Raw genomic sequence first — 16352 nt, 5'->3', positions numbered from 1 at the left:
TCTAAACCATTTTGCAGACACCTTTCACCCTATCCAACCCTGTATGGGCAATCAAATATTCGCTTTGTCTGAGTACTCCACCCATGAGAATATCATCACTTCGATGTTGCATTAAAGAATTTTGATACTCAGGAAGCATGAGATGATATTCCTTGGCTCCAATTTTTTGGTGCATCTTTGTAAAATTCCGCTCATGTAACCCACAACCCGGCATAACAATGATTCGATTCCCTGCCTGCTCGACTAAAAGGCTGAGCATATCTACACCCTCTGGGACAGTAGGTTCCAATCCTGAGGTAAGAACTCTATCGATACCAAGTTCAATGAGTTTTTCCAAAGAAGAAGATCCATCCTTAGTCATATCAAAAGCACGGTGAAATGTTATGGAAAGAGGTTTCGCTCTTTCAACAACCTCTCGAGAACGTTCCATATCAATTTCACCATCGGCTTTCAAAATACCAAAGACAATTCCCGTGGCCCCATGGGATTTAAATATATCAATATCTTTTAACATAACACTGAATTCGATATCACTATAACAGAAATCACCCCCGCGGGGACGAATCATAACCTGCATAGGAATTTTTGAATTCTGCTGAGCTACAAGGAACGTTCCCAGAGTGGGCGTAAGCCCTCCTTCGAACAAATCACTACACAGCTCAACTCTGTCAGCACCGCCTTTTTCAGCATTGATAACTGATTGTACGTCCTCAAGACAGATTTCTATTTGGATTTTACTCATGAATAATTGCACTCCTTTTCAGTTTTCGTACTCGATTGCCACCAGTTGATGACATGAAAAAGTCGGAACGGTAAAGTCAATCAAACCATCTGTTTGGGTAAAAGTCAGGTCACTTTCCTGGGGAACAAGGTATATTCTGATAATTTTTTGAGAAATCCTCAAATGCACAGGCGTAGGAAGAAGTGGAATAAAATCTTCCACAACTTCCATTTGCAATCCATGATTAACACGGGAGCCATTGACTACATGAAGAACCAAGCGCTTAAACGATACCTGGTGCATCAATGAAATCTCAACCTGTGAAGGATACTCACATCTCACGAGACGCAAAGGAAGCAACATCTCAAGCAGATTCAAGACTATATACTTTGCTGCAAGATTTGCCTTCAGTGCATATTCTGCAAAAAGGTTCCAGGTACAGTAAATCCCTCGATTTGAAGCAACTACCCCAGCACCAGAATCAATTAGTGTACTGGCAGTATGATAATGCGAAGAAAAGTGTTCAAGACTACGATTGAAAAATGGTTCTTGTATCCGGGCAAGTGTTTTACTCTCAGGGGAGACTTCACATAGCTGGCAACCCAGATACATGACAAAGGAGTCACTTTTTAAATCACCAAGAGTGAATGAAGGATGGATATAGTTTGGCTGGTAGGGATCCTTGCCTGTCCAAGTCACTCCGAGCTGCAAGTCCATTCCACCGTTTATTCCAATACCGCTGGTCCCTGTAGCAAGGACCTTTCCCCCATTGGTGATAAAAGTCAGTATTTTTTCCTGTAACTCAGCATCCCCAACAATACAATCAGGTAGGATGATTACCTTGTAACACGAGAATTCGGTATCCGGGCCAATTACATCGAAAAGATAATGCCCTTCTTGCAATATCCTCACAACGCCAATATCTGAACTCCCCTTCCGCAGAGAATCTTCGACACCCTGAACAACATAGTTTCCAGATATTTCAGTCGATAAAATGCCGATTTCTGAGACAGGAACTACATCCTCACACCATTTTTGAACTTGCTTAACTTCCCTATAGACATTTCCTATCATTTGATACAGAAAAGGATCAAGTTTCCCGTACGGGTGCATCTGATCTCCAATAGAACATCCTGCGCCATTGGCAAGAAAACGGGAAGTCTCATATCGCAACCCATTGGGATGCTTGAAACCACCGAAATCACCCCATCCATATTGGAATCGTCCGGTCATCCCGAGAAAGGGTATACCTAGAGGTTGCACAAACCTTGAAGACAAAAGAAAATGGTCATACCCCCAACCACCAGTGGGAAGCGACTCAAGTTCCAGATGGGAATTAACTTTCATCAGGTCAATCCTCCCACGGTTTACATGCCCACTGTTATGAAATACTTCAATTCCCGGTTGAACCCTATCAACAACTTCCTGTATTCGTCTAACATACTCAGCATAGGTTCTTTTCCAGATTTTTCCCATGGCCTTTGTATCCTTGGGATCAATACCTAATATCTGTGATTCTCGCATACAATATGCACAATAACATTCCCGTTCCCCGACGATATCAAGAAAAATTCCGTCTACCTTGTAAGAAGAAAGCAAATCATCCACTTGGGCACATACCCTATCAAGATAGGGACTGTTAAGACAAAATTGATGATATCCGGGAGAAAGGAAGTCAGCAGTAGAATCAAGACTCTGGTCTGCATTCCTTATGAGCCAATCACTATGGAGCAATGCAATGTCTTCATCGTACCCAACAGAAATATAGGCTTCAACTGTCAAGCCAATTTCGTGGGCAGCAGAGAGCATCTCACCAAATAAATCACAGGTGAGATGGGGATGGGCAGAAAATGTTCGTGAAGGATAATACATCCAACCATGATGGCACTTGGCACAAATGGTTATTGAGTCGACACATCCGTCAATAAGAGCCTGTTGGAACTCTAATCTAGAAAAATCTTTTCCAATTCCATCAATTACCCCTGATGTATGGAAATCCAGATGAATATGTCTATAGGGAATTGTATACATGTAATATTCCTAATGAGTATTAGGAAGGGGTGTAAACCCCTTCCTAGAGAGTTTGTGCATTACGTAGACTAATTGCTACCATTCTGGCGATTATACGCCTTTTGGTTTATTCCAAGAATCCCATTCAGATCAAGTTTATCCAATCCCTGGATATACTGATTCCAATCTGAATCGACCGACCATGCTCCTGTGACAAATTTCACAAGGGACTGCCGTACATAATTCGCATAAGCAACTTTCTTGGAAGCAAAAGCAGTTTCTTCGTCATCAAGAAACCTAAGTGTCGGAATTTCCAATTCTGGATGTGCATAAGGACTATACAGTTCAGCTGATTTCTGATACAGCAAAGCCTCAAGACCCTCGGAGCTATACAGATTGACATCGGGATTGACAGCCTCTCCATTTCTGATTGTTGAGGTATTTTCACGGACACCGAGCATTACAAAACAATCATTCTGGGGATCCATATCATTCCAGGCTTTTAGCAACTTATAGATAGCTTTTTTCCCATCCAAACCGACATCGCCATCTTTTGCCCATTCCCAACCTTCACCTTCAAATCCATAGTTTGACATCAAAGTACCTTCATCGGAATAAAGATAATCAACCAAACGAGCGACGACTTCGGGATTTTTACAGGTCTTTGAAATAACAACATTTCCGATTACCGGTTCCTGAGTGAAAAAACGTGCATATTGAGCACCGCTTGGTCCTTTGAGTGGAGCAAGGAGGCGGAAATTTTGATAGCGTTCCCCTCCGACAATAGAGAACATACCACCATACCCACCGGCAACAACACCAACGATTGGCTCTTTTGGTCCTTCGACAAGTTGGGTCAATTGATCCGAGTTCTGTGTGTAAGAAGCAGCATAAATCAATCCTTCCCTATATAACTTTGCCATATAACTCAAGGAATCACGATATTCAGGAGTATTGACCATTGTCCTAATGGTATTACCATCCCGATAGAACCCAATGGCACTTGAAGGGCTAGCATCCAAAGAAGCTACCAAGTTGGAATAAATAAAGGAATTGAGTAAAAAGGTTTCAGGGGTATTATTCCAACCCGAGATTGCCCCAGCGTACGGAATCTCATCTTTTTTTCCGTTTCCGTTAGGATCCTTGTCTCTGAAAGCAACCAACATCTGGTAAAATTCATCAGTTGTTGTCGGCATCTTTAACCCAAGGGCATCCAACCAAGGTTGATAAACCCAGACTTTCTGGGAAACCGTACAATGATAACATTCATTGAAATCTGGAAGACTATAGATATTTCCATCGGGAGATGTAAGAAATTGTCTGATTCCGGGACGTTCATCGAGCAACTTTGAAAGATTGGGCATATAGGTATCGATGAGATCATTGAGAGGGAGAAACATGCCTTCCTGCACTCCATAGGTCATTTCCTGAGACGCTCCAATCCCCTGTTCCTGACGGCCGAGGCCAAAAAAAACATCAGGATAATCACCGGATGCAAGAATGATATTGAGTTTTTCCTTTACTGCATCACGAGGAATGGTTTCCCACTTGATATCAACACCAGTCTTATCTTCCAAGTACTGAGCAAACCGGTTCGTGGTGAAATCCTCGATATAAACCGGTTGCATTGTTAAAAATGACAATGATACAGGCTTGGTGACAACGGGATAGGTACCTACAGGTGTAACAACCACCGTACCCTGGCCTGCCGCAGCCTCAGTTTTTCCTTGTGCCCAGAGACTTGCCGAGGCTAAGACAATCAGGCATAGAATCCAAACACCACCTTTTTTCATTCTGTTCATACAGTTCCTCCTAACTTTATTTCGAGGATAACTACAGTTATCCTTTGATGGAACCGAGCATTACTCCCTTTATGAAGAACTTCTGGACAAAGGGATAAATCAGTAACAAGGGAGCTGAGGAAACGACAATAAGTGCATATTTCATAACATCTGCCATTCCTTGTCTCCTGGCCATAGCAACTAAATCGCCACCCATTGAAAGATCCATCTGGTTGCTAATTAGAATGTTTCGAAGAATAATCTGTAAGGGAAACTTACTACTTGTTTTAAGATAAATAAGGGCATCAAAATAGGAATTCCAGATCCCTATTGCATAGTAGAGCGCGATGACTGCAATAATTGCCTGAGAGAGGGGAAGTACCACTGACCAGAGAATCCGAAGGTCGCTAGCTCCTTCCAATTCAGCAGCTTCAAACAATTCCTCTGACAGGGAAGTTTTAAAGAAGGTTAGAGTTACCATAAGGTTCCATACACTCAAAGCATTCGGAAGAACTATCGCCCAGCGAGTATCAATCATATGCATGTTCCGCACTACAAAATAAGTCGGTATAAGACCACCGGAAAACAGCATCGTGAAGACAAACATACTGGTAAAGAATCTACGTCCAATAAATATTTTTCTTGAAAGCGGATATGCGGCGGCTATAGTTAAAAAAACACTTATACAAGTCCCTCCAGCTGTATAAAAAATTGAATTCATATACCCTGAAGCTACTTGTTTATTTCTTAGTACTGCACTATATGCTTGAAGGTTGGGCTCAACTGGGAAAAACCATACACGCCCTGAGATAATTGCACTGCTACTACTGAAAGAACTACTGACAATATAGATTACCGGGTATACGACAATGATTGTGCAGAAAAGCATACATAGTTTATTGACTATATCAAATACTCTGTCTGAAAAGGAATCATGATTTACCATAGACTGGTCTCCCCTACTTTCTGGGCAACCTTGTTAACTGATAGCATCAGAATCAAATTGACCACCGAATTAAAAAAACCGACAGCTGTAGAAAAACCAAAATTACTGTTGATCAATCCCACTCGATACACATAGGTTGCAATTATCTCAGACGTTCCTAGGTTCATAGGGTTCTGCATCAGGTAGACTTTCTCAAAACCAACACTCATGATGTAACCCATGTTGAGAATCAATAAAATTATAATGGTAGGTTGAATACCTGGCAGATCGATATGCCAGATGCGTTGCCATTTGGAACAGCCGTCCACCTTGGCTGCATCATATAGTTGGATATCTATTGCAGAAAGCGCTGCTAGGTACATGATGGCATTGTAGCCTGTCTGCTGCCAAATTCCCGACCATACATACAGATGGCGGAAAGCCGTCGGGGAACCGAATATATTGTCGCCACTATACCCAAGCGTCTTCAACAATTTCATGAGCAGTCCAATCCTAGGATCAAAAAGCTGCATCATCATAGATACGAGAACAACCGTTGAAATAAAATAAGGAGCATACGTAAAAAACTGAACAGTCTTACGGGCAAAAACACTTGATAATTCATTCATTCCAATCGCAAGCATGATTGCTAAGGGAAACGATGCAATAATGGAATAAAGGCTTATAATAATTGTATTTCCTATAATCGCCCAGAAACTGGGTGAAACAAAGAAATTTCGAAAATGTTTCAGCCCAACCCAAGGGCTACCCCAGAGACCCTTGCTTACACGAAAATCTTTAAAAGCCATCTGGAGTCCCAAAATAGGTAAATATTTGAAAATAATCAGGTTCACCAGAGGAAAAACCAATAACAAATATAACTGCCAGTGCTGAAGTATCAAACGGTTCTTTTTCCTTAAATCGGCCATGCACACCATCCTAATAGTTGAAACGTTTCCACTTAATCAATTAAACATTTTTTACTGAATCTGCGGTAAGCAATCGGGTCTTCAGCAACATTTCCACAGGGTTTTCGCCTTCCACCAGAGCATGTTCAATCCGTTGCAACAAGAGATGGACTGCCTGCCTTCCGATTTGAATTATTGGTTGTTCAATAATGGTCAAGGGAGGTCCCAGGACAGGGATTGCCCCAATATTGTCAAACCCAATAAATGACATATCTCTCGGAAATTCCAGATGGTTCTCCCGGCAATATCGTAAGACACCTATCGTAGTATAATAGTTTGTGGTAAACACGCCGGTTGGGCGGTCTTGCATTTTCATAATTTCTTGCATCGAACGATAGCCATCCTCGATTTCGAAATCTCCATCAAAAAGCAATGATCTATCAGGGGAAGGACCGAATACTGAAAAAAAACCTTCAGCCCTCAATTGGCCAGGTCTGTTGCACATCTGCGAAATGACTGCAACTTTTTTATGCCCATGGTTGTAAAAAAATTGTCCAGCTTGTTTTCCTGCATCAAAATCATCACTTCGGATGCTATCGAAGGGAGAATCTGAAATGGAACTGTTGATCATTATCAAAGGTACGTTTAAATGGCCATAGGCTTCGGAGGTTGTTTTCTCATTGACCGGAAACACAATCAGTCCATCGACGTCCCGTCTAACTAGAAGGCTTATCTTTTCCCGCTCCAAATTATCATCTCCGCGAGAATCACAGGTAATGGTATTAAAGCCGTTTTCGTAGGCGTACTGCTCAATAGCTTGCACCAACATAGTGGCAAATATGTCAGTAAGATCAGGGATAAGGACACCGATAACATGGGTTCTACTAGTTTTTAGACCTCGAGCCAATTCATTTCTTTCGTACCCAAGTTTCTTTATGGATAGGGCAATTTTTCGTTTATTAACAGCCGTTACAGGCTTATCATTTAAATACCGGGAAATAGTACCTACACCTAACCCAGAATCTTTTGCTACATCCTTAATTGTTGGCAAAGGTACCTCCATAGTTGAAACGTTTCCAGTTTCTTTTCACTTTATCCTAGGTCACTTTTCTTGTACTGTCAATAAAATAATTTCATTTTTTTCGAACAGATTTCCATACAAGATATCCAGTATACCCAAAGGATCAAGAAGTCCAACGTCTGGCTACCCAGAGGTTTCTTGCTTCTTGATCCCTTATCCAATCTTCCTACAGCCCCAAGCCTGCAATGGCAGCCCCTATTGTGGGGGAGTCGTCAATCCTGACAAACTCTACATAGCGCTTCTTGCCTAGTTGCAGGTATGTATGCAGGTAATATTCGGTATATTTTTTTAGGTATTCGGTCTTGTAGTAGGTAGTACCATCCGCGTTGATACAGACCGGTCTTCTGGGATCATCACCTTTTCCACTCTTCAACACTGTTGCAGCCAGATTGGCAGCGGTAAGCTTGGCTGCCCGGGCAATGATGGAATCGAGGATGATCCACAGTGCCTTTGCATCGTCTTCATTACCATCGACACAGGCAACCAGGGCATAGTCTTTGTTGAAAGGCATTTCCAGGTAATTGCTCATCACCGTCGTATTAATCGGTTGTACCTTGGCAAAGCGCTCGGAAAAAGTCTTACTGAGCAACCCTTCCTCGATTGCCTTGTTGATAACCAGATTGCTCATGGGTCCCAGATAGGCCCCGCTGATCATCTTTTCCAGATGATACTGGCCAGGTTGCTTGGTAGAGGCAAAGAATTCTTCGTCGAGTCGTCCCGGACAGTAGTCAAAGTTTCCCGATTCGATGTTTATGATCTGGGAACCTTCATGCAGGGAAGGGACTGTTCCTATGTTTGCATTGGACTCGACATAGGCTGTGTTGGTGCCTGTGCCCAGAATGAACCCGATATACCCAGAATAGGGAGTATCGGAAGGAGCTGCCTTACCGGCAAGCAAAGTGGCCACAGTATCATTGAGTACAGAGACCCGCTTCTTGGAAACATCATGCCCACGCTTGGCCAACTCGGCTAACAACGTGGCACCGACAGGTTTTCCGATAACCTCGGGAGCTTTAATCTCTTTTGAAAACACTAGGGGGATGCCATCATGATCAGAAGTGATGGAGGCTGCATAGGAAAAGCAGAAACCTATCCGATCGCTTTTATCGATGAGACGTTCGACTTCATTGGCAAATACAGCAAAGAACTGTTCGGCTGTAACCTCTTGCTTTACTCCAGGCATCGAGGTTTTTTTGAAATCCTCTATATGGGCAGTTCCTTTTTCATCAAAGGTTACCAGACAAGTCCTGAGGTTGGTCCCGCCAGCATCGATGACAATAACCGGTTCCCCCTTTTTCACCTCATCTTCTACCTGGGTGTAGGTAGGGATCATCTTCAAGGAACTTTTTCCACCTTGTTTCAAACCGCTTTCCATTTCCCTGCGAAACTTACCGAGCAAGGCTTCCATATCGACACTATCGCTACTCATACCCCACTTAGCAAGAAACGCATCGGTTCGAGAATCGATTACCACCATCACACCCTCCTATTCATCCCTTTTCTTAGAATACCATCCTATCATGTAGCCATGGAAAAAATCAAACATCCTTCTGGACCCCATTGATTTTCAATTGAACAGGTTTGACTTCAAAATAGCCATCCTCATCGTTATGAATAAGGAAAACCCCTTCCACCCTCACAGGTTCCGAAACCCTTGTCCCCTTAATCGTGACATCGGTGGCCACGGCTATCGTCGGAGGAGCACCCATCATCACGGCACTCATCAAGCCATTGAGCGACGACGATTCGCCAAAATATGGAACAGCAACACCATCGAGATGAGCATGCCCCAGCTTCCAGTCATGCACGGTCAGATATTGCAAGGCAATATCATTCAAAGGCCCTTTTGCAGAATTGAGCAGGGAATCGAGAAATGAAGTACCAGCAGGTTTTTTTGCTGCCTGGAAAAGCGGGAGGTAGGTACCGATATCAGAATCAGAAAAAGAAATGGCATAGGGAAGCGTTTCCCCATCCCTGAGAAAAAGCTGACACCCAGGCAATTCAAGCTTCGGATTATTTAAAAAAGCAGCCACAGCACAGATCGACGAATCGGTAATCGCTGCCAGGGCTACAGTTACGTCATTCGCCGTCGGTTTTGCAAACAAAGAACTGCAGAGCAGGGCTGCCAATAGCAAGACCAGTATCTTCTTCATGTATATCTCCCTTATCCATAGTAAAACACGTATGAAAAGAGAACAACCCAAAGGCTAAAAAAGACACAAAGGAAGTTCTGTGGTACTATAATGCCATGAATTACCAAAACAAAAAAGCCACCATCTTCTGGTATGATCTGGAAACTTTCGGACTGGACAGTCACTATGATAGAATTGCCCAGTTCGCAGGACAACGGACAGACCTTGAGCTGAATCCAATAGGAGAGCCAGTCGTCTATTATTGCCGGCTGAGCTACGATTACCTTCCCGATCCCCTTTCCTGCCTCATTACCGGGATTACCCCGCAGGAAGTAAACCGCAAGGGAATGTGCGAAAGCGATTTGATTCTTCGTATCAACGATGAATTCTCTGTCCCGAACACGACGGTGGCAGGGTTTAATAATATCCGCTTCGATGATGAGTTCATCAGAAATGCCCTGTACCGGAATTTCCTCGACCCCTATAAACGGGAATGGGAAAACAATTGCAGCAGGTGGGATATCATCGATTTGGTCAGGGCTGCCTACGACTTGCGCCCGGAGGGCATCGCCTGGCCACCCAGAAAAGCCGAGAATGGGAACCCCACGTTTAAACTAACCTCCCTGACCGAAGCCAATACAATAGAACAGGAAGGGGCCCACGACGCACTGGTCGATGTCATGGCAACCATTTCCATGGCACGACTGATCAAGGAAAAGCAACCCAGACTCTATGCCTATTACTATGGACTCCGCAAGAAAGCAAAGGTAAAGGAAGTCGTAACTACCCCGTTTGGCGAACCGGTACTGTATACCGCATCTTTTTTCAGCACGAAGGAAGGATGTTCCCGCCTCATCGTCCCCTTGACCCCGCTACCTGATAATGGAAACAGCATACTCTGTTTTGATTTGAGCAAGGATGTCGCTCCCCTTTTCCAGGCAACCAGCGAAAACATCATGCAAGTCGATGGAATATTTACCCTTGCCGTAAACAAATGTCCGTTTGTAAGCAAAATGTCGGTACTGACTGACAAACTGGCTGTCAAGCTGGGAATAGACAAAGAGCTTGCAATGTTCCGCTATAACCAGATCTGCAGCCAACCAAGACTACTGCTACTCGGACGAGAATACAAAGAAACCTTCGAACCGGTAAAAGACGCTGATTTTTTGCTCTATGACGGTTTCTTCCCCGATAGCGACCACAAACGTTTCGAACTTATCCGCAAGGCCGAACCGAAAGACAAGCTTTCCCTCAATCTTGCTTTTGACGACCCCAGGAGTTCCCAACTGCTTTTCAGGCATGTCTGCCGAAACTGGGTGGAGGTTTTGGACGAACCCACTATGAAAAAGTGGAGAAGTTTCTGTGCAAACCGCATCCTCAATCCACCGGGAAATATCAAGGTGAACTGGGAATTTTACCGCCGCAAGGTAGATGAAAAACTTGCGAGCAACGAAACGAAAGCAGAAGAGAAGCTTGTACTTGCCAAGTTGAAAGAGTATGGCTCAGAACTGGAAAAAGTGATTTTCGGTTAGATACCATAAGTATGGCAGAAGGCCTTGCTAGCAATAGCGAGGCCTTCTGCTATAGGGAAATCAGATTGTCAAAGCCCTGGATGATTCTTTGGGCGAAAGCCTCACAGATCTGACTGCAAAGCCTTCCATTCATCCTCCAGGATACTCATTTCGATAAGGTTCCAGTAGGTATCACCCACTTTTCTGGCATCCCTGAGTACCCCATCAATTGAAAAACCGACGCGTTCATAGGCTTTCACTGCCGTTATATTGAAATCGTAGACCCCGAGGGAAACTTTGTGCAACCCCAACTTGCCAAAGCAAATAGAGAGGGCAGTTTCAACCATGGCCTTCCCTATCCCCTTCCCTCTGAGATCAGGGAGGCCGATGATGACTTTGGTAATCCTCGCAGAGGCATTTTCCCGGTCAATGCTCCCGATCGAGATATGGCCGATACTTTGTTGAGTCTCGGTAAGGACAACACGGTAATTCAGTTTTACCGAGGTTTCCTCATTATTTGCATCCCTGTTATACGCAAATAGTTGATCTGGCGAAAGGGGATATTGAAACAGGGGACCGGCCCACTGCATAAGGAAAGCCTGGTCTCCGCTCCATTCGATGAGTTGCTCAAAGTCCTGTTCAGTAAACGGTACAAGTTGGATATTCATACTAGCATTCCTCTAGGTTGGCATAGTGTGACCATATGCAGTCTGGGTTGTATCGTCAAGGTATTGGTTTTACATTTTCTGTTTTTATTGCCAGGATGCAGAAGGACCTGACAATGAAATTCATCAGACCAAAGATTAAAAAAAGGATATATACCTTTTTGACTCAATCAGCAGGTATATATCCTTAGGGTTTTTCCCTTTGTCTCCACGCAATCTACGAGAAGATTAAAAATCTTTGTTTAGATAAGTTCCATTTCCTTTCCAACCACAGTGAAGGCTTCGATTGCAGCATCGAGGTCGTTCTTTGTGTGGACTGCAGAGAGCTGGACCCTGATCCTGGCCTTACCCTTCGGCACTACGGGGTAGCAGAAGCCGATCACGTAGATACCCTTTTCAAGGAGCGCATCGGCCATGGCTACGGCCTTCACCTCATCGTAGATCATCACAGGGACAATGGCTGTGTCGCCCTTTACCAGGTCGAAACCGGCCTTATCCATCTTTTCCCTGAAGTACTTCGCATTCTCCAGCGTCTTTTCCCGGTAAGGGTTGCCTTTTTCCAAAAGGTCAAAGACCTTCAAGGTCCCGCCGCAGATAGCAGGGGCGACTGTGTTGGAGAACAGGTAGGGCCTTGCACGCTGTCGATACAGGGCAATGATTTCTTTCCTTCCACTGATACAGCCACCGCTTGCCCCCCCGCAGGCCTTTCCGAAGGTAGTGGTAATGATATCGACTTTGTCCTGTACATGGTGATATTCGGCAGTCCCTCGTCCGGTATCACCGATATACCCAGTCGCATGGGAATCATCTACCATGACCAAGGCATTGTACTTTTCTGCAAGGGCGCAGATTTTGTCAAGCTTTGCAATATCACCATCCATGGAGAACACCCCGTCGGTGGCAATGAGCTTGCGGTCAGCATCCTTTGCCTCGATCAAACAGTTCTCCAGCTCGTTCATGTCGCTGTGCTTGTATCTGAAGCGCTGGGCCTTACAGAGCCTAACCCCGTCAATTATCGAGGCATGGTTCAATTCGTCACTGATAATAGCCCCGTCAGGGCCCAACAGGGGTTCAAACACTGCTGCATTTGCGTCAAAACAAGACGTGAACAGTATGGTATCATCTGTCTTGAGAAACGAACTGACCCTTTTTTCCAGTTCCTTGTGGATTTCCTGTGTACCACAGATAAAGCGCACCGAGGAAAGGCCGAATCCCCAACGGTCCATGGCATCCTTAGCCGCCTGGATTACCTCTTTGTTATCGGCGAGACCGAGATAGTTGTTTGCGCAGAAGTTTATGACCGGCTTTTCATTTACCGTAATGGTTGCCCGCTGGGGGCTCGAAAGGATACGCTCTTTCTTGGACAACCCCTGTCTTTCCTGCTCATCGAGGAATTCCTGCAATTCATGACGGACATATTCGTTCATAGCTCCCTCCTCTTGATCGTATCGATCATATCCTTTGTCATCGAAAACAAATCATATTTTGGTTTCCAGTCCCATTCGACCCTCGCTGCATAATCCTCAAGGCTATCTGGCCAGGAATCTGCAATTGCCTGCCTGACAGGGTCGACCTCATACGATATTGTAAACCCTGGGATAAGCTTTCTGATATAGGCTGCCTGTTCCTCTGGACAGAAACTCATGGAGGCAATGTTGAAGGCATTGCGATGCCTGAGTCTGGCAGGGTCTGCTTCCATTATCTGGATCGCAGCCTGGATCGCATCAGGCATGTAAATCATATCAAGGTAGGTATCACCCCGAAGGAAACAGGTATAATGCTCTTTCCTTACAGCCTCATAATAAATTTCCACCGCGTAGTCGGTGGTTCCTCCCCCCGGAGGAGTCATATTGCTGATAACCCCAGGGAACCGGACACCACGGGTATCGACATCATACTTATGATTATAATAATCGCACAGCAACTCCCCTGCAACCTTGCTGACCCCATAGATGGAGGTAGGTCTCTGGATCGTGTCCTGGGGAGTGAATTTTTTGGGAGTGGTAGGACCGAAAGCCCCGATCGAAGAAGGGGTAAAGACAGCACAACCGTTTTCCCTGGCAATCTCCAGTGTGGTAACCAGACCCCCGATGTTGATATTCCAGGCATTGAGCGGATTTTTCTCTGCGGTTGCCGATAAGATAGCGGCAAGGTGATAGATCGTATCGATATGGTGTTTCTGCACGATTTCCGCAATTGTCTTTCCGTCACGGCAATCAACCTTGTAAAAGGGACCCCCATGGACAAGCTCCAGATTCGTATCGTCACGAATATCGGTAAGCACAACATTATCTGAGCCATAACGCCTACGGCATTCCATTGCGATCTCAGATCCCAGTTGACCAAGCGAGCCAATGATCAAAATATGTTTCATGAACACCTCCGAAAGCGTCATTCCTTGACAACCAAGAAAAGCAAGCTTACAATTATCATGTTTATTATATTAAACAATATTCACTATGTCAAACTTTATACAAGGAGAATACCCATGGAAAACCCTCCTATGATTGGAAAAAATATCCAGCGGATCCGCAACAGCAGAAAGTTGACCCTTAACGTGCTTTCCGAGCGGTCAGGTGTTTCAAAAGCGATGCTCAGCCAGATTGAATCCGACAAGGTAAACCCAACTGTAGCCACCGTATGGAAAATAGCGCGTGGCCTGAACGTAGATCTCAATGACCTGCTCGAGACAGGAGTGGAACCCAAACGGGTATTTTCTGTCAATCCTGCAGGCGATGACGCCCCGAAACTGGAGACCCATGAACATGGGGTTTCCATTCGTATCCTTTCTCCGCTCACGATGGTAGAGGAGCTTGAAATGTACCTCCTTACCTTCGAACCCCATACCTCGCTTCCCAGCGAACCCCACTACCCGGGGACACAGGAATTTCTTACCGTGGTGAAGGGAACGGTCAAGGTACAGGCGGGGGATAATATCGCTGAGCTTAAAAAAGGTGATTTCCTCGTATACCATTGCGATATCGACCACACCATAACCAATGAATCGGCCCAGCCGGCAGTGGTACATATGGTCGTACGGTTTACACCGGACAAACGGTAGATTTTCTTTCCAGCCATTGCAAAAAAGCCGGGGTAATTGTTTCCCTGGCTTTTTTATATCCGAAAAGAGCTGAAAAACCCCCTCTCGGGCAAAGACTTTTTGACAAAACCCATAGTTCCCTGTTATAACGAAATATCGCATCAAGGAAGGTTCAAATGTTTTCAAAGAGAATCATGGCATCGTATGGCTTCGGCAAGTTCATCGCAGAGTTCCTTACCGGCGCCTTTGGGGCGATCGTATTCATGTTCTATGAGACCGAGGTTGGCCTGGCAGCAGGGTATGCAGCGACCGCGACGGTAATCTATTCCCTTTGGAATGCATTCAACGATCCCATCATCGGCTATGCAACCAATACATTTGCCCCGTTCTCCAAAAAATTCGGAAGAAGGTTCCCTTGGATTGTCATCGGCTTGGTTCTCTGCAGCCTTGCCTTCCTTCTGATTTTTTCCGTCCCTACCGGTTGGGATGCAAAGGCAAATCCCTTGCCAGTCTTCCTTTGGATGGTTTTGAGCATCTGCCTCTTTGACGGGCTCTATTCCCTGTGGGAAGTAAACTACCAGAGTGTCTATCCGGATAAATTCCGTACGGACAAGGAACGAACCACAACCGCCGCTATCAGCACAGGTATCGGGGTTTTGGGAATCGCCTCGGGCTTTATCATTCCTCCCCTGTTTTTCCAATACGGGAACCGTGCCAGTTATGCTACCTGTGCCTTGGTAATTGCCCTTGTCGGTATAACCTGCACCCTGTTGGTAATCCCTGGGGTCCATGAGACGAAAGAAATGATCAATCGCTTTGCAAAACAGCAGAGCGATGAGTCCAATGAAAGCCCCTCGTTCTTCACCCAGATGAAGCAAGGTTTGAAAGACCACAACCTGCTGGCCTTCGTACTGTTCCTTTTTCTCTACCAGAGTGGATGCATGTGCATGACCAGTAGCATAAACTATGTGGTCAAATACATCCTGGAGGCAAAAAGCTCCCAGTCAACCCCAATCTTTGCGGGGATGCTCGTCGGGGCTTTGCTCTCCATTTTGATCTGGACCCAGGTGGCAAAGAAAATGAAAAACAACCAGAAAATGCTGGTTGTCTGTGCCTTGTGTATGGCTGCCTTTGCTCTCCCGCTTACTTTTGTATCCACTCAACTGGGATTTATTATCTGCATGACTCTCTGGGGACTTGGTTTTGGTGGGTTTTGGACTTTCATGAGCCCTGCGATGGCCGATGTCATCGACAGTATCGTGGTCAAGCAAAAAAGAAGGGACGACGGGGTTCTCATGGGAATCCGTGCTTTCTTCATGCGTTTCAGCTATGCAAGCCAGGCTGTGGTGTTCTGGTTGACCCACAAACTGACAGGATTCAACCCAGAATCCGTAACTCCCCTTGCAAAAAAAGGCATCAGTTTGCATATGGGGGCCATACCTTCAGCCTTCTTTTTGCTCGGTGTGTTGGTATTCGTTTCCCTCAACAAGCTTACTCCCGAGGCAATCGAGACAAACAGGAAAATGCTCAAGCAGATGGATGTGTAGCAACGCTATGCAAAGCTGTTCGAGTTTTATA

The 16352-nt window shown here is 45.0% G+C and carries 14 protein-coding genes; 3 read left to right on the top strand and 11 right to left on the bottom strand.

Annotation, left to right across the window (positions count from 1 at the left end; genetic code table 11):
- Nucleotide 1: 1 nt before the first annotated feature.
- The 8 genes from SPIGRAPES_RS13740 to SPIGRAPES_RS13705 form a co-directional block, all read right to left on the bottom strand.
- Nucleotides 2-742, bottom strand: coding sequence for a copper homeostasis protein CutC (locus tag SPIGRAPES_RS13740; protein WP_014271352.1), 741 nt, complete (start codon nucleotides 740-742; stop codon nucleotides 2-4).
- A gap of 18 nt (nucleotides 743-760) precedes the next feature.
- Nucleotides 761-2752, bottom strand: a complete 1992-nt coding sequence (locus SPIGRAPES_RS13735) for an alpha-amylase family protein (RefSeq protein WP_014271351.1) — start codon at nucleotides 2750-2752, stop codon at nucleotides 761-763.
- Between the two features lie 68 nt (nucleotides 2753-2820).
- Entirely contained in the window at nucleotides 2821-4533 is a 1713-nt protein-coding gene (locus tag SPIGRAPES_RS13730; protein ID WP_014271350.1) for an ABC transporter substrate-binding protein, read from the bottom strand.
- Nucleotides 4534-4570: 37 nt separating this feature from the next.
- A complete protein-coding gene (locus tag SPIGRAPES_RS17380) occupies nucleotides 4571-5050 on the bottom strand; it encodes an ABC transporter permease subunit (protein WP_245535440.1) in 480 nt (159 codons plus the stop codon).
- Nucleotides 5051-5451: 401 nt separating this feature from the next.
- Complete coding sequence (locus tag SPIGRAPES_RS13720; RefSeq protein ID WP_281047891.1) at nucleotides 5452-6081, bottom strand: ABC transporter permease subunit; 630 nt, start codon at nucleotides 6079-6081, stop codon at nucleotides 5452-5454.
- A gap of 325 nt (nucleotides 6082-6406) precedes the next feature.
- Entirely contained in the window at nucleotides 6407-7396 is a 990-nt protein-coding gene (locus SPIGRAPES_RS13715) for a LacI family DNA-binding transcriptional regulator (protein WP_014271347.1), read from the bottom strand.
- 196 nt (nucleotides 7397-7592) lie between these two features.
- Nucleotides 7593-8903 (bottom strand): hexokinase family protein, encoded by a 1311-nt coding sequence (locus SPIGRAPES_RS13710; RefSeq protein WP_014271346.1) that lies wholly within the window; start codon nucleotides 8901-8903, stop codon nucleotides 7593-7595.
- Between the two features lie 61 nt (nucleotides 8904-8964).
- Nucleotides 8965-9579: a hypothetical protein gene (locus SPIGRAPES_RS13705; RefSeq protein WP_014271345.1), complete on the bottom strand. Its 615-nt coding sequence runs from the start codon at nucleotides 9577-9579 to the stop codon at nucleotides 8965-8967.
- A 95-nt stretch (nucleotides 9580-9674) separates the two neighbouring features.
- On the opposite strand from SPIGRAPES_RS13705, the gene sbcB reads away from it, so the two are divergent.
- Entirely contained in the window at nucleotides 9675-11090 is a 1416-nt protein-coding gene (gene sbcB, locus SPIGRAPES_RS13700) for an exodeoxyribonuclease I (protein WP_014271344.1), read from the top strand.
- A 101-nt stretch (nucleotides 11091-11191) separates the two neighbouring features.
- Here sbcB and SPIGRAPES_RS13695 read toward each other — a convergent pair whose 3' ends face one another.
- From SPIGRAPES_RS13695 to SPIGRAPES_RS13685, 3 genes are all read right to left on the bottom strand, one after another.
- Nucleotides 11192-11737, bottom strand: a complete 546-nt coding sequence (locus SPIGRAPES_RS13695; protein ID WP_014271343.1) for a GNAT family N-acetyltransferase — start codon at nucleotides 11735-11737, stop codon at nucleotides 11192-11194.
- A 239-nt stretch (nucleotides 11738-11976) separates the two neighbouring features.
- Nucleotides 11977-13161, bottom strand: a complete 1185-nt coding sequence (locus SPIGRAPES_RS13690) for a glycine C-acetyltransferase (protein WP_014271342.1) — start codon at nucleotides 13159-13161, stop codon at nucleotides 11977-11979.
- Nucleotides 13158-14108, bottom strand: a complete 951-nt coding sequence (locus SPIGRAPES_RS13685) for an NAD-dependent epimerase/dehydratase family protein (protein WP_014271341.1) — start codon at nucleotides 14106-14108, stop codon at nucleotides 13158-13160. Before SPIGRAPES_RS13685 ends, SPIGRAPES_RS13690 begins: the two co-directional genes overlap by 4 nt.
- 114 nt (nucleotides 14109-14222) lie before the next feature.
- Between SPIGRAPES_RS13685 and SPIGRAPES_RS13680 the strand changes: the two genes are divergently transcribed.
- On the top strand, nucleotides 14223-14795 hold the full coding sequence (locus tag SPIGRAPES_RS13680; RefSeq protein ID WP_014271340.1) for a helix-turn-helix domain-containing protein: 573 nt from the start codon (nucleotides 14223-14225) through the stop codon (nucleotides 14793-14795).
- 155 nt (nucleotides 14796-14950) lie between these two features.
- A complete protein-coding gene (locus SPIGRAPES_RS13675; RefSeq protein WP_014271339.1) occupies nucleotides 14951-16321 on the top strand; it encodes an MFS transporter in 1371 nt (456 codons plus the stop codon).
- Nucleotides 16322-16352: the final 31 nt, after the last annotated feature.

Origin of the sequence: Sphaerochaeta pleomorpha str. Grapes (assembly GCF_000236685.1) — a bacterium.
Classification (GTDB): Bacteria; Spirochaetota; Spirochaetia; order Sphaerochaetales; family Sphaerochaetaceae; genus Sphaerochaeta; species Sphaerochaeta pleomorpha.
The sequence above is the reverse complement of the archived record's forward strand: the minus strand, read 5'-3'. Positions and strand labels throughout refer to the sequence as shown.